Source organism: Lysobacter solisilvae (assembly GCF_016613535.2).
GTDB classification, from domain to species: domain Bacteria; phylum Pseudomonadota; class Gammaproteobacteria; order Xanthomonadales; family Xanthomonadaceae; genus Agrilutibacter; species Agrilutibacter solisilvae.
The window spans coordinates 1,541,482-1,563,052 of sequence record NZ_CP071518.1 but is presented as its reverse complement, the minus strand read 5'-3'; the positions used below and the strand labels follow the sequence as shown (position 1 = coordinate 1,563,052).

At 67.3% G+C, this 21,571-nt stretch carries 28 protein-coding genes and 1 pseudogene; 19 read left to right on the top strand and 10 right to left on the bottom strand.

Going from position 1 to position 21,571, the window contains the following annotated elements; genetic code table 11:
* The first annotated feature begins 202 nt into the window (after positions 1-202).
* Positions 203-589: a VOC family protein gene (locus I8J32_RS06985; RefSeq protein WP_200616296.1), complete on the top strand. Its 387-nt coding sequence runs from the start codon at positions 203-205 to the stop codon at positions 587-589.
* Positions 590-850: 261 nt separating this feature from the next.
* On the opposite strand, the gene I8J32_RS06980 is transcribed toward I8J32_RS06985, so the two are convergent.
* Both I8J32_RS06980 and I8J32_RS06975 read right to left on the bottom strand, forming a co-directional pair.
* Positions 851-1,951, bottom strand: a complete 1,101-nt coding sequence (locus tag I8J32_RS06980) for a GGDEF domain-containing protein (protein WP_200616297.1) — start codon at positions 1,949-1,951, stop codon at positions 851-853.
* A 293-nt stretch (positions 1,952-2,244) separates the two neighbouring features.
* Positions 2,245-3,470: pseudogene (locus I8J32_RS06975) on the bottom strand (tryptophan--tRNA ligase); the annotation flags it as partial.
* 183 nt (positions 3,471-3,653) lie between these two features.
* Here I8J32_RS06975 and I8J32_RS06970 point away from each other — a divergent pair.
* The gene (locus I8J32_RS06970) at positions 3,654-4,460 is read left to right on the top strand and encodes a hypothetical protein (protein ID WP_407060995.1); all 807 of its coding nucleotides are present in this window, start codon (positions 3,654-3,656) and stop codon (positions 4,458-4,460) included.
* A gap of 111 nt (positions 4,461-4,571) precedes the next feature.
* On the opposite strand, the gene I8J32_RS06965 is transcribed toward I8J32_RS06970, so the two are convergent.
* From I8J32_RS06965 to I8J32_RS06950, 4 genes are all read right to left on the bottom strand, one after another.
* On the bottom strand, positions 4,572-4,724 hold the full coding sequence (locus tag I8J32_RS06965; RefSeq protein WP_200616300.1) for an entericidin A/B family lipoprotein: 153 nt from the start codon (positions 4,722-4,724) through the stop codon (positions 4,572-4,574).
* A 250-nt stretch (positions 4,725-4,974) separates the two neighbouring features.
* Positions 4,975-5,112 (bottom strand): entericidin A/B family lipoprotein, encoded by a 138-nt coding sequence (locus I8J32_RS06960; RefSeq protein WP_200616301.1) that lies wholly within the window; start codon positions 5,110-5,112, stop codon positions 4,975-4,977.
* A 131-nt stretch (positions 5,113-5,243) separates the two neighbouring features.
* Positions 5,244-6,167, bottom strand: a complete 924-nt coding sequence (gene rocF / locus I8J32_RS06955) for an arginase (protein WP_200616302.1) — start codon at positions 6,165-6,167, stop codon at positions 5,244-5,246.
* Between the two features lie 161 nt (positions 6,168-6,328).
* Positions 6,329-9,466, bottom strand: a complete 3,138-nt coding sequence (locus I8J32_RS06950; protein WP_200616304.1) for a PKD domain-containing protein — start codon at positions 9,464-9,466, stop codon at positions 6,329-6,331.
* Positions 9,467-9,939: 473 nt separating this feature from the next.
* Here I8J32_RS06950 and I8J32_RS06945 point away from each other — a divergent pair, with 473 nt between their 5' ends.
* From I8J32_RS06945 to I8J32_RS06880, 14 genes are all read left to right on the top strand, one after another.
* A complete protein-coding gene (locus I8J32_RS06945; RefSeq protein WP_200616305.1) occupies positions 9,940-10,311 on the top strand; it encodes a DUF6559 family protein in 372 nt (123 codons plus the stop codon).
* A gap of 87 nt (positions 10,312-10,398) precedes the next feature.
* Positions 10,399-10,683, top strand: coding sequence for a hypothetical protein (locus I8J32_RS06940; protein WP_200616306.1), 285 nt, complete (start codon positions 10,399-10,401; stop codon positions 10,681-10,683).
* A gap of 269 nt (positions 10,684-10,952) precedes the next feature.
* Entirely contained in the window at positions 10,953-11,216 is a 264-nt protein-coding gene (locus tag I8J32_RS06935; protein WP_200616307.1) for a hypothetical protein, read from the top strand.
* Positions 11,217-11,328: 112 nt separating this feature from the next.
* The gene (locus I8J32_RS06930) at positions 11,329-11,661 is read left to right on the top strand and encodes a low molecular weight protein tyrosine phosphatase family protein (RefSeq protein WP_200616309.1); all 333 of its coding nucleotides are present in this window, start codon (positions 11,329-11,331) and stop codon (positions 11,659-11,661) included.
* 79 nt (positions 11,662-11,740) lie between these two features.
* Positions 11,741-11,944 (top strand): hypothetical protein, encoded by a 204-nt coding sequence (locus tag I8J32_RS06925; protein ID WP_200616310.1) that lies wholly within the window; start codon positions 11,741-11,743, stop codon positions 11,942-11,944.
* A gap of 102 nt (positions 11,945-12,046) precedes the next feature.
* Complete coding sequence (locus tag I8J32_RS06920) at positions 12,047-12,448, top strand: hypothetical protein (protein WP_207526837.1); 402 nt, start codon at positions 12,047-12,049, stop codon at positions 12,446-12,448.
* Positions 12,449-12,507: 59 nt separating this feature from the next.
* The gene (locus tag I8J32_RS06915; protein ID WP_200616312.1) at positions 12,508-12,960 is read left to right on the top strand and encodes a hypothetical protein; all 453 of its coding nucleotides are present in this window, start codon (positions 12,508-12,510) and stop codon (positions 12,958-12,960) included.
* Positions 12,961-13,007: 47 nt separating this feature from the next.
* Positions 13,008-13,463 carry a hypothetical protein gene (locus I8J32_RS06910; protein WP_200616314.1) on the top strand — a complete coding sequence of 152 codons (456 nt, stop codon included), beginning with the start codon at positions 13,008-13,010 and terminating at the stop codon, positions 13,461-13,463.
* A gap of 61 nt (positions 13,464-13,524) precedes the next feature.
* Positions 13,525-13,941 carry a hypothetical protein gene (locus I8J32_RS06905; protein WP_200616315.1) on the top strand — a complete coding sequence of 139 codons (417 nt, stop codon included), beginning with the start codon at positions 13,525-13,527 and terminating at the stop codon, positions 13,939-13,941.
* Positions 13,942-14,016: 75 nt separating this feature from the next.
* The gene (locus I8J32_RS06900; protein WP_200616316.1) at positions 14,017-14,367 is read left to right on the top strand and encodes a hypothetical protein; all 351 of its coding nucleotides are present in this window, start codon (positions 14,017-14,019) and stop codon (positions 14,365-14,367) included.
* Positions 14,368-14,431: 64 nt separating this feature from the next.
* A complete protein-coding gene (locus tag I8J32_RS06895; RefSeq protein ID WP_200616318.1) occupies positions 14,432-14,662 on the top strand; it encodes a hypothetical protein in 231 nt (76 codons plus the stop codon).
* A 151-nt stretch (positions 14,663-14,813) separates the two neighbouring features.
* Positions 14,814-15,617 carry a DUF2971 domain-containing protein gene (locus I8J32_RS06890; protein WP_200616319.1) on the top strand — a complete coding sequence of 268 codons (804 nt, stop codon included), beginning with the start codon at positions 14,814-14,816 and terminating at the stop codon, positions 15,615-15,617.
* A 53-nt stretch (positions 15,618-15,670) separates the two neighbouring features.
* Positions 15,671-15,973 carry a hypothetical protein gene (locus I8J32_RS06885; RefSeq protein ID WP_200616320.1) on the top strand — a complete coding sequence of 101 codons (303 nt, stop codon included), beginning with the start codon at positions 15,671-15,673 and terminating at the stop codon, positions 15,971-15,973.
* 184 nt (positions 15,974-16,157) lie between these two features.
* Positions 16,158-16,394 carry a hypothetical protein gene (locus tag I8J32_RS06880; protein ID WP_200616322.1) on the top strand — a complete coding sequence of 79 codons (237 nt, stop codon included), beginning with the start codon at positions 16,158-16,160 and terminating at the stop codon, positions 16,392-16,394.
* Between the two features lie 64 nt (positions 16,395-16,458).
* Here I8J32_RS06880 and I8J32_RS06875 read toward each other — a convergent pair whose 3' ends face one another.
* The 4 genes from I8J32_RS06875 to I8J32_RS06860 are packed head-to-tail and all read right to left on the bottom strand — an operon-like array spanning position 16,459 to position 18,410.
* The gene (locus I8J32_RS06875; protein ID WP_200616323.1) at positions 16,459-17,181 is read right to left on the bottom strand and encodes an aquaporin; all 723 of its coding nucleotides are present in this window, start codon (positions 17,179-17,181) and stop codon (positions 16,459-16,461) included.
* Positions 17,181-17,564 (bottom strand): arsenate reductase ArsC, encoded by a 384-nt coding sequence (locus tag I8J32_RS06870; RefSeq protein WP_200616325.1) that lies wholly within the window; start codon positions 17,562-17,564, stop codon positions 17,181-17,183. Before I8J32_RS06870 ends, I8J32_RS06875 begins: the two co-directional genes overlap by 1 nt.
* Positions 17,565-17,589: 25 nt before the next feature.
* Positions 17,590-18,078, bottom strand: coding sequence for an ArsI/CadI family heavy metal resistance metalloenzyme (locus I8J32_RS06865; RefSeq protein WP_200616326.1), 489 nt, complete (start codon positions 18,076-18,078; stop codon positions 17,590-17,592).
* Entirely contained in the window at positions 18,075-18,410 is a 336-nt protein-coding gene (locus tag I8J32_RS06860) for an ArsR/SmtB family transcription factor (protein ID WP_200616327.1), read from the bottom strand. The genes I8J32_RS06865 and I8J32_RS06860 overlap by 4 nt, the downstream gene beginning before the upstream one ends.
* 754 nt (positions 18,411-19,164) lie before the next feature.
* Between I8J32_RS06860 and I8J32_RS06855 the strand changes: the two genes are divergently transcribed.
* The 3 genes from I8J32_RS06855 to I8J32_RS06845 all read left to right on the top strand — a co-directional run bounded on the left by I8J32_RS06855 (position 19,165) and on the right by I8J32_RS06845 (position 21,508).
* Positions 19,165-19,644, top strand: a complete 480-nt coding sequence (locus I8J32_RS06855; protein WP_200616329.1) for a hypothetical protein — start codon at positions 19,165-19,167, stop codon at positions 19,642-19,644.
* Between the two features lie 236 nt (positions 19,645-19,880).
* Complete coding sequence (locus I8J32_RS06850) at positions 19,881-20,636, top strand: hypothetical protein (RefSeq protein WP_207526836.1); 756 nt, start codon at positions 19,881-19,883, stop codon at positions 20,634-20,636.
* 308 nt (positions 20,637-20,944) lie between these two features.
* A complete protein-coding gene (locus tag I8J32_RS06845; protein WP_200616331.1) occupies positions 20,945-21,508 on the top strand; it encodes a porin family protein in 564 nt (187 codons plus the stop codon).
* Positions 21,509-21,571: the final 63 nt, after the last annotated feature.

Here is a 21,571-nt window from a genome sequence, read left to right as displayed (position 1 = left end):
ACGTGATGCCCTGCCGCACTGTCAACCTTCATAGGGCGGGTCTCGACCCGCCGCTTTTCGGAAGCACGTCGGCGGGATGAGAATGCAGGGTCCCGGGGCGCCACGCCGCGCATGCTAGGCGGCGGGTCGAAACCCGCGCCATGCGGCGCAGCTGCAGGCAGTCGCGACCGGTTCAACGCCCACCAGCCCAGGAGAAGTCCACATGGCCCATCGCAGCCGTCTTGCTGGTTTCATCATCGATTGCCAGACCGGTGAACTCGACCCGGCCGCCGCGTTCTGGAGCGAGGCCCTGGGCCTGCAGATCGAGGACGCCGATGCCGGCGACGTACCCGGCACCTACCAGATGTTCGGCGGTACGCCGGGCGAGCTGCACATCGAAGTGCAGAAGGTCGAGCATCCCTCGCGCGTGCACCTGGACATCGAGTCCGACGACGTCGACGCCGAGGCCGCGCGGCTGGAAGCACTGGGTGCGAAGAAGATCCAGTTCATCAAGCGCTGGTGGGTGATGGAAGCTCCCACGGGACACCGCTTCTGCGTGGTGAAGATGCATCACCCGGAACGCGGGGCGGTGCCGAACGAGTGGCCGTGAACGAGCGCTCCGGCTAACTCGGTAACGCTTGTCCTTTCCGGTTCGGCGACCTGACGCGCCGCTGCGCGGCGCGCCCCCATCCCAGCCTTCCCCCGCGAAGCGGGGGAAGGAGCACGCCTCCCCATCCCAGCCTTCCCCCGCGAAGCGGGGGAAGGAGCACGCCTCCCCATCCCAGCCTCCCTCCGCGGAGCGGGGGAAGGAGCACGCCTCCCCATCCCAGCCTTCCCCCGCGGAGCGGGGGAAGGAGCACGCCTTCTCCGCTTACGACAGCATCGGCGTATCGTCCACCGCCACTCTGTCGCGCCCGCCCTGCTTGGCGCGATAAAGCGCCTGGTCGGCGCGGTCGAAGGTCTGCGCGGGCGTGTCGCGCGTCGGGTCGCCCGCGGCGACGCCGACCGAGACGGTCAGCCGGAACGGCAGCGCCGCGCGCGTGACGGCCTCGCGGATGCGGTGAGCGACCTCGGTGGCGGCGGCCAGCGATGTGCCGGGCAGATACACCAAAATCTCCTCGCCGCCGTAGCGCACGGCGATGTCGCCGGCGCGGATCGTGCTGATGACCGCCTGCGCCACGGCGCGCAGCGCCTCGTCGCCGGCCAGGTGGCCGTAGCGGTCGTTGACCTGCTTGAAGTAATCGATGTCCAGCAGCAAGAGCGTGTAGCGCACGCGTTCGCTCGGCGCGGTGAGCAGCGCCTCGGCGAGCAGTTCCTCCATCCCCGCGCGGTTGAGCAGCCCGGTCAGCGGGTCGCGGCTGGCACTCTGCCGCAGGGCGTCGTGCCGGCGCTGCCATTCGGCGCGCGCCAGCTCCGCGGTCTGCGCGGCCTGCTCGCGCGCGCTGAGCAGGCGGCCCTGCTCCACCATCATCCGGCGCAGTTCCAGCAGGTGCTGCGTCTGCCGCGCCAGCAGCTCCAGGCTCTCGACCTGCACGTCGCTCAGGTGCCGCGGCCGGACGTCGGCCACGCACAGCGTTCCCAATGCGTAGCCGTCGGGACTGAGCAGCGGCACGCCGGCGTAGAAGCGCGGCGGCTTGCCGCCCAGGCGGCGGCGACGCGCAGCGGGGATGGGATCGATGGCCAGGTCGTCCACCACCAGCGTGCGGCCGGGCGCGTCGATCGCGTGGTTGCACAGCGACAACTCGCGCGGCACCTGCGGCTGGTCGATGCCGATCTGCGCCTTGAACCACACCCGCTCGCGGTCGATCAGCGAGATCGAGGCGGCCGGGACGTCGCACACCGTGACGGCCAGCCTGACGATGTCGTCGAAGGCCTGCTCGGGGGCGCTGTCGAGGATGGCGTACGCCTCCAGCGCCGCCAGCCGGGCGGCTTCATCGGCATGCGTGTGCAGGGGCGCTCGCGTGGCGGACATGGGTTCACCATCCCGCCGGGGGCTGGCCGAGTCAAGCGCGTGGCGCGGTATACGGGGCGATTTCACGCATCGCAGACAACGCCGCTTCAGCCCGCACTCACTGCACCGAACGCACCGGCATCGCGCCAGCGCCTCACGCCAATCGCGGCGAGGCGCCCGCCCTGCCCCGTCGACTATTCGGTTTCGACCAGTCGCGCCAGGGCTTCGACCACATCCGCCAGTTCGGCGGCGTCATGCAGATGGCCGAGCAGTTCGTCGCCCAGGTGCACCGCGCCGCCTTCGGCCGCCCGCAACGCGGCGCCACCGGCCTGCTTCGCACGCGCCACCAGCTGGCCCGCGGTGCGGCCGCTGTCGTGGCCCACGCTCTGCAGCAGCACGCGTTCGCCATCGACCAGCTTGAAGAAGAACTGCGCACCCTCGCGATACTGCTTGAACACCGGCAGTGCCGCCTTCTCCTTGCGCGCATCGCCGGCCACGGCCGTGCGGGACAGATCCCGCAGCCCGACGGCCTCGCGCAGCCGCGCCAGCAGCGGCGTGGCGTAGCGCGCGCGCAGGCGTGCGGCGCCCTCGCGCAGGATCACCTCGATGGCCGCCGGACGCGCCATCAGCGATTCGTAGCGCTCGCGCATCGGCGCGACTTCCCGGTCGATGCGCTCGAACAGCTGCGCCTTCGCTTCGCCCCAGCCGATGCCCTGCGCAAAGGCCTCGCGCATGGCGGCGGTCTCGGCCGGACTGGCGAAGGCCTGGTACAGCTGGAACACGTGCGAGGTATCGGCGTCCTTGGGTTCGCCCGGAGCGCGCGAGTCGGTGACGATGCCCGCGATCAGCTTGCGCAGCTGCTCGCGCGGTGCGAACAGCGGGATCGTGTTGTCGTAGCTCTTGCTCATCTTGCGGCCGTCCAGGCCCGGCAGGGTCGCCACCTGCTCCTCGATGACGGCCTCGGGCAGGGTGAAGAACTGTTCGCCGGCCGGTTCGCCGTAGAGGTGGTTGAAACGCTGGCCGAAGTCGCGCGCCATCTCGATGTGCTGGATCTGGTCGCGCCCGACTGGCACCCGGTGGGCGTTGAACAGCAGGATGTCGGCGGACATCAGCACCGGGTACATGAACAGGCCGGCGGTGATCCCCGCATCGTCGTCGGCGCCCTCGGCGCGGTTGCGGTCCACGCTCGCCTTGTAGGCGTGTGCGCGGTTGAGGATGCCCTTGCCGGCCACGCAGCTGAGCAGCCAGAGGTGAGTTCGGGGATCTCGGGGATGTCGCTCTGGCGGTAGAACCAGACGCGGTCCGGTTCCAGCCCGCAGGCCAGCCAGGTGGCGGCGATCTCGAGCGTCGAGCGCTGCACGCGCACCGGATCGGTGACCTTGATCAGCGCGTGGTAGTCGGCCAGGAAGTAGAAGCTCTCCACGTCGGCCTGGCGGCTGGCGGCGACTGCCGGCCGGATCGCGCCGACGTAATTGCCCAGGTGCGGCGTCCCCGAGGTGGTGATGCCGGTGAGGACGCGGGTGAGATCTCGGGTGGGCATGGCGGCACGACAGGAATGCGGTCGGGAAGTTTACCCGCTGGCCCGGCTTTCCCAGCAGAGGCCCCAAGCAGGGGCTGAACGCCGCCGTCCGCCGGGACGGCCGGCAACCCCGATGTCCGGCACGGGCCGTTTGCATCGGCACCTTCCCTGGAGACCGCGCCATGATCCGCCGCCTCGTCCCGCTTGCCGCCCTGTGCGCCGCCCTGGGCCGCCTGCTCGCCGGTGCAGGCCAGCCTCGTCGATGTCGATGTCATCGACCGCGACCGCGGCGACTGGCTGGAGCAGTTCCGCCACCGCGGCCAGCCCTGGATCGCCGGAGAACCCGGCCACCGCTACGCGGTGCGCCTGACCAACAGCAGCGGCGAGCGCGTGCTGGTCGTGCTCTCCATCGACGGCGTGAACGCGGTGACCGGCCAGACTGCGCACCCGTCGCAGGCCGGCTACGTGCTGGAGCCGTGGCAGTCCACCGAGATCAACGGCTGGCGCAAGTCGATGGACGACGTGGCCCAGTTCGTCTTCACCGACCTGCCGGACAGCTACGCCGCCCGCACCGGGCGGCCCGACAACGTCGGGGTGATCGGCGTGGCCGTCTTCACCGAGGCCCGGACCTACTACTACCCGCAGCCGGCGCCGATCTACCAGCCGCGCAATGCGCCGGGCACTTACGAACGCGATGCCGCGGCCAGCGACGGCGCCGCCGCCCCGCCCAGCGCGGCCTCCAGCGCTCGCGCGGACAAGGCCATTGCCCGCGAGGAAGCGCGGCAGCAGAGCCTGGGCACGGGCCACGGGGCCCGCGAATGGTCGCCGGTCTCGCACACCGGCTTCGAGCGCGCCTCGCGCAGCCCGGCCCAGGTCACCCAGCTGCGCTACGACGACTATTACGCCCTGGTCGCCCGCGGCGTGGTGCCGCGCTACCGGCGGGACCGCTGGAACGAGGACGCCCCGCATGCGTTCCCGGGCGGCTTCGTCGCCGATCCTCCGGGCTGGTAGGCCAGGCGCGGGACCGCGCGAAACCACCGGCCCGCGCGGCGCAAAGAAAAAGGGCGGCTCGCGCCGCCCTTTTTCTTCAGGTCCGGCCCATGGCCGGGACCCACCCGCTGATCAGCACTTGGCGTCCTTGCAGTCTTCGGCCTTGTCTTCGACCTTCTCGCCGACATCCTGCACGTCCTCGCCCACACCGGCCATCGTGTTGCAGGCGGTGAGGAAGCCACCGGACATGCTGGCCAGCAACATCACAAAAATCAGACGCTTCATTTCCTTCTCCTTCGATCCACGGATTGTTCACGGGACCCTTCACGCCCAAGGCTGCCTCAGGGTCCGCAGTGGCATCTAACCCGGGGGGCGATGAACTTCCTGTGCAGTCGCCCGATCGACATCAGCTGCGATTCAGTCTGGCGGCACGCGCGCATTCAGGCCGGCGTGAAGGTCCCAAAAGGCATGAGGGCCGGATTTCTCCAGCCCTCGCGGGAACACGCCTGGCAGCAGGCTGGCAAGACGGGCCGCCTCAGCGGCTGGCCTTGTCCTCGACCTTGCGGCCGACCTTCTGCACGTCCTTGCCCAGGCCCTCCATCGTGTTGCAGGCGCTCAGGGCGCCCAGCGCGAACAGGCCGAGCACGAGCAGGGCGGCGGTACGGACGGTCATCAGCTTCTTCACAAGGGGCTCCGCGGGTCTTGGGGTGAGGGCGACGCGGCCATGAGCCGCCGCACGGCGCGCATCGTCGGCGGCCACCGCGGCCAAGGCAAGTGGCGCACGTCGCAGTCTGCGCAAGCGGTTCAGTCGCGCATCAGCGTGGATTTGCCGAACAGGCTTTCCACCAGGTCCACGGCGACTTCCGCGGTGACATTGCGGGTGTCGATGACCGGGTTGAGCTCCATGATGTCCAGCGAGGCCATGCGCCCGCTGTCGGCGATCATCTCCATCACCAGCTGCGCCTCGCGGTAATCCGGGCCGCCAGGCACGGTGGTGCCGACGCCCGGGGCGATGCCGGGATCGAGGAAGTCGACATCGAAGCTCACGTGCAGGTGGGTGTTCTCGTCCATGCCGTCCAGGGCCTCCTCCATCGCGCGCTTCATCCCGACCTCGTCGATGTAGCGCATGTCGTACACGTCGAGCCCATGCTCCTTGACCAGGCGCTTCTCGCCTTCGTCCACCGACCGGATGCCGATCTGGCGGATCTCGTCCGGCCGCATCGCCGGCGCGTCGCCGCCCAGGTGCGTGAGCTCGCGCGGGCCCAGGCCACACAGGCAGGCGACCGGCATGCCATGCACGTTGCCCGAAGGCGTGACGTCGCTGGTGTTGAAGTCGGCGTGCGCATCCAGCCAGAGCACGCGCAGCTTCTTGCCGGTCTCGCGGCAATGGCGCGCCACGGCGGTGATCGAGCCCAGCCCCAGGCAATGGTCGCCGCCCAGCAGCACCGGCATGCGGCCCTGCCGCAGTTCGGCCAGCGAGGCCTCCATCACCAGGCGATTCCATTCGACGACTTCGGGCAGGTGGCGATAGCCCTCGCTCGGCGGCTGCCAGGGATTGCGCGGCCCGTCGAGGTTGCCGCGGTCGGCCACGTCGACACCGCGCGCGACCAGCGCCTGCGCCAGCCCCGCGATCCGCAGCGCTTCCGGGCCCAGGCGCGCGCCCAGGTGGCCGGCGCCGATGTCGGTGGGGGCGCCGATGAGGGAAACGGGGCGAAAGACTCGGGTCATGGCGTGGGTCCGTGCGGGGGCGCGGCAGGGGCCGTGCCAGCGACTGTGTCCAGAAGACTTCCCACCGGGCCGAAGCGTGGCGAGCGCGGCGCCGCGGGAAGATGTCCCACTAGTCTAGCCGCGCCTCCCGCCCGACGGGCGCGCCGGGCGGGAGGGGGTTCTCACAGCGCAACCCGCCAACGCAGGTCCGACACCGCGGCCAGCGGCTTGCGCAGGGCCGAATTGCCCGAATACCACACGTCGTTCGCGCCGGTCTTGTCGTTGCGCCAGAGGATGTCGGCAATGCCGTCGTCGTTGTAGTCGCCGACCGCCGCCACCTTCCAGTTCAGGTCGGTCACCGCGGTAAGGTTCCTGCGGATCTCGCCTGCGAACGAGATGAAGATCGTGTTGGCCCCGGTGCGAACGTTTCGCCAGAGCACGTCGTCTTCGTTGTCCCCGTCGAAGTCACCCACGCCCGCCACCTTCATGTCGGGGTCGGTGACAAGCACTATCGCAGGACCGTATGGGCACCACCACGAGTCGCTCCACATCAGGCAAACATGGCCACCGGGTTCACGAGCCACCAGGCCGACCTTGTCCGCCGTGCTGAACAGGCCGCTTCCGACGACGGTCCAGTTCAAACCCAGGGTCCGCACTGTCGCATTTTCGCTGCGACCGTCGGTCCAGATGACGATCGATCCGGTGCGGGTGTCGCGCCAGGCGATGTCCGCGACGCCGTAGTTGCCAAAACGTCCCACGGCGACAAAGACCAGGTTCGGGTCGGGCTGGCTGTCCAGGTTCACGCGGTTGGAAGCATTGCCCGCCATCCAGAGCACGTTCGCCCCGGTCGCGCTGTTGTGCCAGAGAACGTCGGACTTCTCATCGCCGTTGAAGTCCGCGCTCCCGAGCAGCGTCCAGTTCGGATCAGTGACCGCGGGCGTCGCCTGGCGCGTGGTGGCATTGGCGCCCTTCCAGATGTCGTTTGCCCCCGTCGTTGCATGTCGCCAGAACACGTCCGAACGGTTGTCGCCGTCGAAATCGTTGATGCCGCGCCGGCCATCGTTGTCCTTGATCACGAAGGTTGCGTCTCCGTCCGTCGCGAACACGCCGCCGCGGAGATTGGTGATCCTGACCTTCACCGTTTCACTGGATTCGATCAGCGCGTCGTCAAGGGTGATCATGGCGAACGACCCCTCCAGGCTCCCCGGCGGGACGGTCACCGTCTGCGGCGCCGGCTTCTCATAGTCCACGCCTGCGATGGCGGTGCCGTCCTCCACCGTGACCGTGAAGGTGACGGACTGCGCGGTGGTCGAAGTGCGGAAGCCCATGCGCCCGGACCGTCCCTCCGTCATGGTCAGGTCATCGACATACAGCGTGACCGGTTTGTCGCCACCGTCGTAAGTCACCTTCAGCGTGGCCCCGCTGAAGGCCTGCTTGCCGTGCACCATGATGTACCAGTAGCCACCGGCGGGCTTGGCAAACGTAAGCGCCTCCGCATTGGAGGGTCCCCGGGATGCCCACTGGAAGCTGCTGCCGTTGGGCCAACCTTGACGGCTCAGGTAGAGGTCCGCATTGCCCGTGCCACCGGACAGGGTGAACTTCAGGTTCGAGGCATACATCGGCGCCGTGAATCGATAGAAGGCTGCCCAGCCTGTCGGACCGGCCAGGGTCAGCGGCTGCGACTCCAGCAGCATCGTGGGCGTGCGGACAAGCTTGGACGTTGTCGCCGTTCCGCCACGATTGTCGATGACCTTCAACGTGGCGGTATAGATGCCACCCGCCGGATAGGTGTGCGTGGGCGAACGTTCCGTCGACGTGGTGCCGTCACCGAACGTCCACTGGTACGCGACGACCTGGCCGTCGCGATCGGTCGATGCGTCGGTGAAGGACACGACGCCATCCAGGCCCAGCACGAAGCCGAAGGCTGCCGTCGGCGCGACGTTGGGCGGACGCAGGTAGTGCTCGATGTGCGCAAACACGAGATCGAAGCGGGAGTACTCGTCGCGGTTGTCCTTGTTGGACAGCGAACCGGTGTTCGCGCAGCTGGCCGAACCACGGAACAGGCCACCGCGAACTAGGTATTGGCCCTGGTCCGGCACGAACAGGCCCGAACCGCTGCTACCGCCTTCCGTGGTCCCTCGCGTCCAGCCCACGATGTGCTGGGCGGTGTTGGTGGAGACGTGCTGTCCTTCGGAGACCTTCTTCCGGTCGCCTGCCGGATGGTGGATGGCGAATACGCGTACGCCGGTGGGCAGCGGACGGGCATCCCAACCGGCGAACGTGGCGCTGCCCGGCGCATCGCCCAGGCGCAGCAGCAGGCCGTCGGTGGTCGGATCGGAGTACAGGTAGGTCGCACCATAGGCCGGACCCTGACCCGGGGCCCGCTCACCACACGTCGTGCTTTCCCAGTTCCACCAGGTTTCCAGCGTGTTGGCCACGGCCTGGGTGCTGATGCAGTGATGTGCGGAGTAGAACCAGGGAATCTGCGTGGCGGTGTCGGCATCGTTCAACAGCGTTCCCGTGCAGGCGTACGTGCCGCCGTCGATGACGAAAACCATCTTGGCAACCGATTTCGTGGCCGCCTCGTACGCCGGACCGAGTTCGGCCACTCGACATACGGTGTCGACGTTGCATGCACCGGCTTCCCCGGACTTGAGCAGCTTGAATCCGTGGCGGCTGTCCGCGATCAGATGCGAAATCTGCGGCACCTGGACTCGGACCCCCAAAGTCGGAACGCCCTCGGGGGCATAGAGCTCGATCGTCTGCCTGTCGCCGTCGGTCGACGGCGTCCAGTACAGCTGCTCGTTGGCGAGGCGGCTGGCCTGTTGGCCGGAGATCAGCGCCAGGGGTTCGCCACTCGCGCTGCCACCGACCCGGAGCTCGATGCGGGAATCCCACCGCTGCAGCAACAGGCCCACGCGCAGGCCGAGCGCATCGGGCGAATGCACCTCGATCCTGGCGACGTGGCCGCCCTTCGCCGCGGGCAACCAGTCCAGCGCTGGCAAGGACACCTGGATGCCCTCGCGGGCGGTGGTGCGGGCCAGGCCGATCTGCGTGGGTTTGGCGATGTCCCGGGCGTTGTGGCGCTCCAGATCCAGCAGGCGGCGCACCGGCATTTCGCCGAAAGCCAGGCGCGCAACCCTCGAGGCGGGAACACTCGTCGCGCGCCAGTGGACCGGCGGACGCGCGGCCTTGGCCCTCGCAGGCTCGCTGGGCACCGACATGATCCTGTCGGTGCTACGGGCGGGGGTGGGCGCGAAGGACGCAAGCGAAGCGACGCAGGCGACCAGCGCGCCTGCGCAGAACATGAATCGATTCAAGGGATCCCCTGTCAGAGCGTCACCGGTCCCGGGGCCGGCAGGCGAAACGATACCCGCCGGGACGCCGCGGCGCCACGTCCCGGGGTGCGGCCGTCCTGGCAGGCCTGGATCCCGCCAGAACAGGTAAAAGAGCCGCTGGGCCGGGCGTCAGGGCGTCAGGAAACGCTGACCGTCATTCAATCCCATCCTGAAGGTTTCACATTGAACTCCGGGAGCTGCTCTGGCCGTCTTGAGCATCGGGCCGGCTCGCTGGACCAGCCGCGGAACCCTGGGCCACCCACATTTGGAGTCGCGCGTGCTTCCGGGCATCATCCCGTCGCGCGGAGCCGTGCAGTTCCCGGGGAGCCGGTTGAATAAGCTCACGGAAGCCTGCGACGCCTGAAGATTCCTTCAATCCGAAGCCGCTTCGCGGCACCACCTGGCTTCAGGTTTCAAGCGCCTGGCCGCAACACACCCTCATTGGACAGCACGGCATGACAACCGCCCAGACCGCCCCCTGCGCCATCAGCCCGCGCGACAAGCAGGCCCAGGCCAAACGCGTGGGTGACGACCTGATCCAGCACCACGGCAAGCGCAAGTTCTATTCGGTCGACCAGGTGCGCGCCGCCAACCAGCGCTGCGACATCCCCATGGATGTCGCCTGCTGGTCGCATGCGCTCTTCAATACGCACTACGACTTCGACCGCATCCACCAGGCCGCCGGCGAGGCCTGCGACTACCTGGCCATGAAGCGGGAGATGCTCGAGTCGCTGTCACTGGGAAGTCCGGGTTCGTGGTTCGACTTCGACCTGTCTTGGCTCGAGTTCCCCGACATCGACTGGTCGATCTTTGACTTTTTTGACTAGGGTCCGCCGCCGCCGTGCGACGCTCGACACCTCATTCAAACTCCATGTCGCTTCGCAGCCTTGCTTGATCCAGTCACGGGAACCCGGATGAAACTTCGTCGCAGGCAAGCAGCGATCTTCCTGGCTCTGCCCTTCATCCTTGCTGCGTGCGGAAAGTCGGGCTTCGCGCACTGCGTGCAGGTCGCCGAGGAGTCCGACTTCACCGGCAAGTGGCTGAAGGCGGACAAGGTCCTTGCCGATCGCACGGTGCGCACGGAAGAGTGCGCCGCCCTGGATGCCGCCAGTGATGACGCCTCCGGCCCCCGCACGGGCAAGGTCAGGTGGGCCGAATGCTCCGCCGGACCGGACTGCGGCGAGGCCGGCAAGTTCTAGCAAGCCGTTCAAGCCGAAGCCTCTTCAGGTTTCGGCCTGATTCGGACTCCAGCAGCCGTCATCCACCTCTCGTCGCCCTTACCGGGCCGCCCGGCGCAGGGATCGCGCACCGCGGAACCCCTGCCGTGCTGATCTGTCGCACTCTTCTCTCGTCCACACCGAGGTGACGGATCATGGGTAGCCTATCTGGATTACTTGTCGCATCAGCGCTTGCCGCCGCAACGGCAGGCACCCCACCCGCCGAGCCAGCAGCGCCATCCGACGACGCGGTGCTTCGCTTCGTCGCCCCGTTTCATGCGCTTGCAGGCATTTCCCATGGCATGACGGCCGTGGACGGCCAGCCGCTGATCCTCGACCAGAGGGCCACGACCCGGGTGGCATCCGGCCTGCGGACGGTCTGGTATTCCTGCCCCGATGAATCGCAAGCCACGGGCGTTTCGAGCCTGAGCTTCGATTTCAAGGCCGGCCAGGCCTATGAACTCGTGTGCCGTGCGGGGAAACCGGCTCAGATCCTTGCCGCGGACGGGTGCTGACGCTCCATTGGAGCTGAAGCCATTTCGCGACGCGGATAGCTTTAGAAGCCTTCGTCGATTGCATCCAACCACTGGCGGCCAGAAGGTCCAACCTCGAGCCGCAGGAGCCTCCTTGTCGCGCAACGTCCTCTTCATCTGCACGCAGAACCGCCTGCGCAGCCCCACGGCGGAGCAGATCTTTGCTGACTGGCCCGGCGTGGAGACGCAGTCCGCCGGCCTGGGCAACGATGCCAATACCCCGGTATCGCCGGAGCTGCTGGCCTGGTCGGACGTCATCTTCGTCATGGAGAAGGCGCATCGCGACAAGCTGTCCAGGAAGTTCCGCGCGCACCTGGGCGGCAAGCGGGTGATCTGCCTCGACATCCCGGACGAGTACGAGTACATGGACCCGGCGCTGGTTCAACTGCTCCGCCAGAAGGTCACCCGCTTCCTGCCCGCGGGCTAGTCAACGCGCGGCGGCGCACGGACAATCGGTCGGCGCCGCTTCGCGTCCATGCCTTCGAACCCAACCGATGCCTCCCCTCTTGCGCAAAGTGCTGCTGGTGTTCGCAGGTCTCCTCATCGCCGCCGCGATCACCTATTTGCCATGGGCCGTGCTGTGGCGCCTGACGGGCCCGATCAGCTCCCTTTACGGGATGACCGCGATCCTGTGGGCGCCGCTGGCCCTGATCATCGGGATCGTCGCGGGCTGGCGGTTCGTCCGCGCGCTGTGGCCACGCGAGGCCTGACCCGCCCATGGCGGCGTCCGTATCCATCCAGACCGCGGCCAGCCTGCCATCCCGTCGCCCGGTGATTCCACCGCACCCGAGCCGCCTGCACACCAACACCCCATGAAGCCGTCCATGAAGCCCTCCACGAAATATGGAATGTTGGCCGTCGCCTCGCTCGGCGTGGTGAGCCTGGTGCACCAGGCGCGCAGCGCGCATCTGGACGGCCCCCAGATCTACCACTACGTACTAGGCGTGCTACCCAACGTCGCTGCCGCCGTAGCCCTGCCCTTCGCCTTCATGAGCGTCTGGTGTGGCCAGAACCCAGTGGGCACCTATCCAGCCACCCGCCGCTGGTTTTTCGCGGCGAGCATCGTGTCGGCGGTCGGGCTGGTCGTGTGGGAGTTCCTGCAGCCCATCCGCGGGCGGATCTATGACCCCCATGACATCGGCGCTACGATCGTCGGACTGGGTTTGGCGGGGCTTGTGTTCCATGCGTCAACCCCTGACCGCCGACCCGCCTGATCCCTTCGCGGCCCGGCACTGATCCAGTGTCAGTTCCGATCCGACCATCCCAGGACCTCATGCGCGACGGCGACATCGACTACTCCCGGTACAGCCTTCGCGAGCTCGAAGAGGCACTGGCTGGCATCAACAAGCACCAGTATCCGAAGAACCATGCGAACCTTCGCGCCGCGTACGAGCAGCGCGCGGCACCCCCTGCGGAAACGCCGCGGCCGGTGATTGCCGATACCGCAGATGAGGACGCCGCACCGGATGCCGCACTCAAGCGGATGTGGGACAGGTTCTGGGACTCGCGCCCCGTGGTCGGCGCCTTGGGCGCCTTCTCCTTCGGCTGGGCCTATGCCCTTTTCACTCGAACCGATTCCTGCCCCTCCGGAAGGAAGGTCACCGGCGCGATCATCAATGCGCTGTGCGAGCGGTTTGGCCATGCGGCCGCCGCGGGCATTCCATTGCTCATGGGGTTGGTGCTGGTGGCCTATGCCGTTTTGCCCAGGCGGCGGGACGGGGACTGAGCATTTTTCAAGCGCGAGCCGCTTCGCGGCGCGGCGTGATCCGGGAGATGGAGTTCATGGAAAAATCGTCGTCTCTCCTGGTCGTGACCGCCCTCCTGCTCGGCGGATGCACCGATTCCATCTTCGGATGTCCGGATCGTCTGATCGATTCGACGCCATCGCCCGACCATGCATTCAAGGCCGTTGCCCGCGAGTGCGGCTGCAAGGCGCAGAACGGCACGTACCTGGTAGCCGCCATCGTCGAGCAGCAGGCCGCCGGGAGCTGCAGCGTCCTGGAGAAGGTGGCCGTCGCCGCCGTCACCACCAAGGCCGGCGGCAAGAACGACGCCACCGGCAAGGTCACCGTCCTGTGGCGCGATCCGGACACCCTGGTCGTCCGCCTGGACCGCCAGCAGCAATACGAATTGCGCAATGACCCCATCCTTGCGCACGGCGCACCCCCGACACAGCAGCCGCCCGCTCATTCCGGCCGACCCAGGATTGTGGTCGTCAATGACCTCTGACGAACGGCATACGAGCAGAAGCGCGTCGCGGTTCCACTTGATCCAGACATGGAAATCGAGGATGAAACTTCTCGCCTGCTTCGTCACACTCCTGCTGGCCGCCTGCACACACGTGCGTGACATTTCGCGTGCCGAGTGCGCGCCCGAAGGCGTACCGGGCCACGTAACGCTCAAACGGGTGGCCTACCTGTACGAGTCCGACGATGCTTCGGCCGACCTGCTCGATTACCAGGCGCCCGGGCGCGCCCTGCTGGCGGAGCTTCCCGCGGGCACCGCGCTGACGGTCACCCGGGTGGAACTCAGGAATGGATTCGAGAGCACGTTCGGCGCGGTGTACGCATTGGGCACGGTCGACGCAGGTGGTGGCCGCCAGTTCGAATATCTCTGGGGCGTGCATGACAGGATCACGTACGCACCCTGGGAGTCCGCCGCGTACGACCCGCGCGCCAACCATCGTGTCGTTAAGTGCGGCCGGTGAAATCCGCCCGCCATTCAAGCCGTACTGCTTCAATTGAGGTGTCCGGGCCCCATGACTAGATGCATCACACTCCTGATGCTGACCTTCGCTATTGCGGCCACTGCCGCCCCGCCTGTTCCGGTCAAGGTCGGCGATCAACCCGGGATGGATGCCTGCACCAGTCTTGCCGTCGTGACGAGCAGGCGGCCGCTCGCCCTGCGAACGGGCCCGGGCCAGCGCCATGCCAAGGTGATCACCCTGAAGCCTGGCGACCTGGTGCATCTGTGCGGCACCTCGTCCGATGCCCAATGGTCGGCCGTCGTCCTGGCCCAGGACGGAATCCTCGACTGTCGCGTATCGTCCCCTGCCCCGGCTCCGGGTGCCTATGAGGGCCCTTGCGTTTCCGGCTGGCTCCCTGCGAAATGGCTCGAGCCTGTCGCCGGCTAGGCCTGACCTCCCGCTCAATACGCAGCCGTTTCGCGAGCCCAGCTTCTTTCAGACGTCAATCCACATGCAGATACTTCGCGAAATCCTCGGAGCCCTCCTGTTCGTCGCCGGCGGCTTCTTCACGGCGCTGCTGGGCTTCAATCTCATCCAGGCCATCGTCGTCGTCGACGCGAGCGGCAGTCCTGACGCGCACGGCATGGCGACGGGACTTTCGCTCGTGGGCCTGGTGTTCATCGGGCTGCCGGCGCTGATTTCCGGCTGGCTGCTGTTGCAGCGCGGGCGCTCGCGGAAGTGAGGCCCGACGGTTCGTCGAGGGGACCGCGATGGCGCTCTTCGTTTTCCTTGCGTCGATCGCGTTCGTCATCTCTGGACCGGCGCCCGAGCAGTGAGGCGGTTTCGTCCAGCGGCTTGGCTTGGTTCAGGCTTCAGGTTTCAGGCGACTACTCATGTCAATCAGCGACCGCCAGATCATCCATTTCACCGAAGCCGAGGAGCTTTCTTTCGGGCGGAATGAGTTGCTGATCCATCGCATATTTCCTTTCGAGCGATTCATCGATTTTGTTCGCCATGAGCAGCTCTCGCTTGTGAAGCCTTCGGTTTACTGGCAGGACCCGTACGAGAACCCACTGAATCGCGAGATCATCGAGTCCGATACTGGCAGACGTCTGCGCATCCCACACTTCGACGAAGGCCTGTTTGCACAGTGCTGGTCGCTTTGCGAGGAGTCGGACGCGATGTGGCGCATCTACTCGAGCGACAGACGCGGCGTCCTTGTCACCGCCCACGCCCATACCCTGCTCAGGGAGTGCAAGCCGCAGTTCGAGAGCCCGCTGGAGCAGGTCTATCTGGGGAAAGTCCGGTACAGATCGTGCGAGGAGTTGAGATGCATGCTGGAGTCGCGTGACTTCCTCCGGGAAGTACTTCGCGCTCCGTCTTACTCGCCGGGGTCAGCCTCAGTTCTCCTGTACAAGCGCGACTCCTTTGCTCACGAACAGGAAGTGCGCCTCGTGCTCTCGCGGCACGTCTCGGAGGTGCCTGGCGACGTCGCCCAGATCAAGGTGCCCGTTGACAGGGTTGTCGCGTCCGTCACGCTTGACCCCAGGATCAGTGCCGAAGAGTTCGAACGCATGTCGTATCTGATCGGGAAGGCGGGTTTCGCCGGATCGATCAAGCACTCACCCCTGTATGCGAAGCCCATTCTTGCTCCTGCGATTCCCAGCCTGGATTGGCTTTACCAAACAGATCATTGAGTCATTCAAGTTCAAGCCGCTGCTCGACGCAGCTCAGCCCAGGCGCCATTGCCATGCCGAAGTTCCTCGTCACCGCGGTCTTGCTGGCGGCCCTGTTCCTCCCCGTGGCCCTGTTCTGGCTGCTCATCTCGCATTCGGCGCTGGATATCCGTGTCGCCGCTGCCGTTAGTGTCGCGGCGGGCTGGCTGCTCAACCTGGCCTGGGCGTCCGCCGTGACCCGGGTCGCTCCCGTGGATCCGGCACAGCCCCAGGGCGACACGTTCACGATCGCGGCCCGCTTCGGCTGGGTGTGCCCGTCGGTGCTGGTGCTGTTGACCTGGCTGGCCTGGCGTTTCACGAGCGGCGGCGCCGGCTGACTCGTCCATAGCGTCGCCGCGTGCGGCGCGCCTCGGCGACCGACCAGTCGCTGTCCGGGGTTTTTCGTCGCCACGCGGGGGGCTTCGTCCGCGGATTGGCCGGCTTCATCGCACGCCGGTTGCCGGGAGGTTCCTTCGGGGGCAAGGTGCGAATGCCGTCCGTTCCGGCTGCTAGGAGTTCGACATGAAGGCCCTGATCGCGCTGCTCGCCTGGTGCGTGCTCTTCGTCCTGTGCTGGCCGCTGGCCCTGCTGGCCCTGGTGCTGTGGCCGCTGGTCTGGCTGCTGTCGCTGCCGTTCCGCCTGGTCGGCATCACCTTCGGCGCGCTGTTCGCGCTGCTGCAGGCGATCCTCTATCTGCCCGCCCGCCTGCTGGGGTGGCGATCCGCGCCGAGGCGCGTGCAGGGCGCGGTGACGGCCTGAGCGCGACGTGGTCTGCGCTGGCCGGCTCACCCCGGCCAGCGAAGGGCGTGCTCCCTGAAATAACTCAGGGCCGCCGCATTTCCTGGGATGCCAGTTCTGCCCGCACGTCCCCGGTTTCGCCCTTGGGCGTGACGGCCGGCACCAGCAGGCTGGCCACGCCACACCCCGCCGCCATGCCGACCAGCTGTGCCACGACGAAGCCGGGCACGTCATCCGGACGGATGCCCGCGAAGGTCTGCGTCAGCGCGCGCGCCAGGGTCACCGCCGGATTGGCGAAGGACGTGCTGGCGGTGAACCAGTACGCCGCAAAAATGTAGGCAGCCACCAGCGCCGGCACCGCCTGCGGGCGATGACGCACGCCCAGCAGGATCGTCAGCAGCAGTCCGAAGGTGGCGACGGCCTCGCTGATCCATTGCGGCAGCCCGGTGCGCGCGTGGGTGCCGGGCTGCCACAGCGGCAGGTCGAACATGGCATGTGCGAGCAGCACGCCCGCCACCGCGGCCCCGACCTGGACCGCGATGTAGGCCAAAGCATCGGCGCTGCCGATCTGGCCGCGCCAACGCATTGCCAGGGTCACGGCCGGGTTGAAGTGGGCGCCCGAGATCGGCCCGAACAGGACGATCAGCACGTAGAGCGCGCCCGCCGTCGCCGCCGCATTGGCCAGCAGCGCGATCGCGTCGTTGCCCTGCGACAGGGCCACGCCCATGATCCCCGAGCCGACGACCGCGGCCAGCAACAGCGCCGTGCCGATGAATTCGGCCAGCAGTTTCGTGCGCAGCGGTGGCATCACAGCTGCGCCAGCAAGGACATCACGCGTGCGCCGATCTCGTCGCGCACCGCGCGATAGCCGTCGTCGTCCATGTGTTTCGGATCGGGCAGCGCCCAGTCCTCGCGCCGCTTGGCGGGCACCCACGGGCAGTCGTCGCCGCAGCCCATGGTGATGACGGCATCGAAGTCGCCCGTGACCTCGTCGAGCGACTTGGACGCGTGGCGCGTCAGGTCGTAGCCCAGCTCGGCCATGAAGCGCACGGCCTTGGGGTTGATCTGACCCGAAGGTTTCGACCCGGCGCTCAGCGCTTGGACTTCGTCGCCGCCGTGGAGGCGCGCGAACGCCTCCGCCATCTGGCTGCGGTTGGAATTTTCCACGCAGACGAACAGCACGCGCTTCATGGCGCCTCCTGCACACGCTGCGTCATCAGCAGCATCCGGACTGCGGCGCGCAGCAGCTGGCGGCGACTTCGGTGCGCGGCTTCATGCGGGTGACGTCGGGCGTGCAGGCCTGCCCGTCGGTGGCGCAGGCGGCGTCGCCGGCGTAATAGGTCGTCGCCTCGCCCACGGTGTGGAAGGTTTCCCAGCGCGTGCCCTGCGGGTCCTGCGCCCACAGCTTGTCGGAGCGCGCGTAGCAGCACACCGCGGCATCCTCGGGGATCACTGCCGCGCCGGCGGCATCCAGGCGCTGGCCCAGGCTCGCCAGCTCGTCGCCACTGTCCACCTGGATGCCCAGGTGGTCCACGCCCGCCGGGCGGCCCAGCGCGGAGATCGCGAAGTTCACCCGCGGGTCTTCCAGCATCCACTTGGCGTAGTCGTCCTTGCGCACGGTGGGCGCGCTGCCGAACAGGCTGGAGTAGAAGCCGATGCTGGCGGCGAGGTCGTTGACGTTGAGATGCACGTGGAAGCGGTTCATCGTTTCGTTTCTCCAGTGGGTGGGCAGCAGACCTGCGCGGCGGCACCTTCACCGGCGCAGCAGTTCTGGGTGAGGTAGGCGAGCAATGCGTTCATCTGCGGGTAGTGGGCGCGCACCTGGATGACCCGGCCGACGCGCTCGTCCTGTACCAGGCCGGCGGCACGCAGCACGTTGAGGTGGGCGCTCAGGGTCGCCGGCGGGGTCTGCAGGCGCTCGCGCAGTTCGCCCACGGCCAGCCCCCCCGGTCCGGCTTCCACCAAGTGGCGGAAGGCGGCCAGGCGGGTGTCGTGGCTGAGGGCGCTCAAGGCGCTGAGGGCGGCGGCGGTATCCATTATTCCATATTTCCGGAATTATGGAAGTGTGTCAATACCCCTGCGGAATCAGAGCGATCAGGCCGCCGACTCCGGTGCCGGTCGCCACCCTCCCGCGCCCCGCTGCCGCCCCTCGCAGCGGCGCCTGACGTCTGAATTCGGCCCGCGAGCTACCGAAAACGGGACGCGCGCGAGTCTTTTTCGGACGCTCGCGTGTCTTTTTTGGACGCGAGCGTCCCGAAATCACACGCCGTCGTCCCGAAATCACTCGCGAGCGACTCTTTTTTGGACGCGCGCGTGTCTTTTTCGGACGCGAGCGTCTGATTTTTGGACGCGAGCGTCTGAATTCCGGACGCGCGCGTCCCGTTTTTGGTAGCTCGTGGACAAAAATTAGACAGCGGCCAGGTCCGCGCCGTCGTCGATGGGGTGCGGCGAAGCAGCGGCGGAAAGCGTTGGACGTCCTTCGCGTCGCTCGGGGCGGCGGCGAGGCACGCGCGCGCCGCCTGCGACGCCGCGCGTCAATCCACGGCGCAGGCGAGGGTTTCCAAGCCGATATCCGCAAGCGGGCACCCGCTTCCGAGAACCATGATCCGCACCGGCGCGGATACAAACCAGACACATCCGATACAAGCCAGATACATGAGCACGCGTCATATGCAAGCGTGTCCTCGGACCCGATCGCCCTGCGTGCTAGTTCAATGCAGCCCCGGTGGCTGCACACGTCCGGCCATGGTGGCCGGGCCTGGAGCGACACTCACAAGGACTCAGGGAAGACATGAAACAGAATCTCGTGCATCAGCATTACAGCCCCGAACAGTGGGCACAGGTGGACACGGCCATCGACGCGCTGGCCGCGGCGCTGGAACCGTTCCTGGTCGGCATGTCGGCTTCCCAGCGCAGGCTGCTGGTGAAGATGGGCGATGGCTCGGAGGCCTTCGTGCGCGGCGCTGCCGACGTGATCTCCGACAACCTGGCCTTGCTGCCCCGCGGCTTCGACGTGGAAGAGATGAAGCGCGACATCGCCTCGCACGACGCGCTGCAGGTCCGCCTGACGCGACTGACCACGCTGGTGGACAAGTCGCGCCACACGCAGATGGCGCTGGGCTCCGATGCCATGGTCGCCGCACTGGACGGCTACAGCATCCTCAAGCGCTACGCGGAGAGCGAAGGCTTCGACACCCTGCGCCGCGTGCTGGGCAAGCGCTTCAGCGGCCAGGGTGTGCGGGCCGAGGAGGAAGTGCCGCCGCAGATGTGAAGTGGCGGGCGATCGTGCTGATGTCAGGAGAGCCCCGCTTCGGCGGGGCTTTTCTTTTGGGCTGCCGGGCACGCCGTCCGGAAAGTGGGGCCAGCTCGACGTTCGCGACCCGCATGTACGGTCGGGTCACGTACCGCTAACGGCAATTTCGCCGCGGCTTCCCTTCGCGCGCGCTATGCCCGAGCCGACCCCGCCACGCTCCGAGGTGCGCCATGGGCAGCGCCATCACTTCCGCAATGCGGGCGCATCTCCTGGGCGGCGCGGCCGCCGGCCTGTGCCTGTTCGCAGCACCGGCGAACGCCGGCGGCCTGGTCACGCCGGACTTCCAGCTGTCCAACTTCTCCGCGCCGCTGCAGATCGACAACCCGTACTGGCCGCTCCCGGCGGGCCGGGAGATCGTGTACTTCGAAGTCGGCGAGGACGAGTGCATCGTCGGTTCCTTTGTGGTCACGCAGGACACCAGGACCTTTACCGGTCCCTACGCCGGCCTGGTCGCGCGCGTGATCGAGGATCGCGAATGGCTGGACGAGGACTGCGACGGCGGGCGCGACGTGCTGCTGGAGGATACCTTCGACTGGCATGCGCAGGACGACGCCGGCAACGTCTGGTACTTCGGCGAGGACACGACCGAGTACCTGTTCGACGAGAACGGCGATCCCGCGGGCACGAGCAAGGAAGGGTCGTGGGAAGCCGGTGTCGACGGCGCCGTCGCCGGCCTGATCATGCTCGCGAACCCTGGCCCCGGGCAGAAGTACCGGCAGGAGTACTACGCAGGTGTCGCCGAGGACATGGGCAAGGTGAAAGGCATCGACGTCCCGACATCCATCGCCATCGGCGACTTCGATGGCTGCGTGGTCATCAAGGAATGGTCGAAGCTGTCGCCTGGCGCGATCGAGCACAAGACCTACTGCCCGCTCGTGGGCCTGGTGCGCATCGACGGACTGACCGGCGGCCCCACCACGGTGACCGAGGCAATCGACCTGGGGCTGTAGCCGTTGGCTTGCATCCCTGGATGCCGCAGGCCGCGGCACGCTTGTGGCGCTGCCTGGAGCGTGGGGCGCATGCTTGGGACTGACTGCAGGTGCGCACCGGGCTTTCGCCACGATCGGCAAAGGTCGCCCTGATGTGCGGCCGGGGGGCGCGCTCGCGCAGGCGCAAACCTGACCGGTTCACCACGGGCCGCTTCGAACCCGCCGTTTTCCGGTGGAAAACCGGCCACGCGCCTTTCCGGCATCTTCATGATCTTTTAACATCCCCCGCCCGGCATGACCGGGCAAAAAACAAATAACAGGGGAAATCAGTGAACAAGCACATCGTGCTCGCCGTCAGCCTGGCGCTGGCCGGTCTTTCCGCACCGGCCTTCGCCGACGGCAGCGGCTTCATCCGTGTCGAAGGCGGCCGCAGCGATCTCGACTTCCAGGTCGACGGTTTCGGCGACGCCAGCGACAACGACACCACCTGGGGCTTCCGTGGTGGCTACTGGTTCAACGCGAACTTCGCCGTGGAAGGTTTCTACAACCAGGTCTACAGCGCCACCTACAACGACGGCTTCGATGACTACCGCATCAAGCTGCACGGCGTGGGCATCGGCGTGGCCGCGAAGAAGAACTTCGGCGGCGACCACAAGGGCTTCTTCATCGGCGGCCGCGCCGGCTTCGCCCGTGGCGTCGCCACGGCCGAATACGACGGCTCGGTCGAGGAAGCCGAGGCGAGTTCGGCCAAGCCGTACATCGGCGTCGGCGCGGGCTATGACTTCAACGAGAAGTTCGGCCTGAGCCTGAACTACGACCGCTTCAAGAGCAGCGGCGACGGCCTGGACGTCACGGCCAAGACGCTGACCCTGGGCGCTGAACTGCGCTTCTGATCCGTCGAAGTTGCACGACTGGAAAAGGCCGCCTCCGGGCGGCCTTTTTCTTGCGGGGACCAT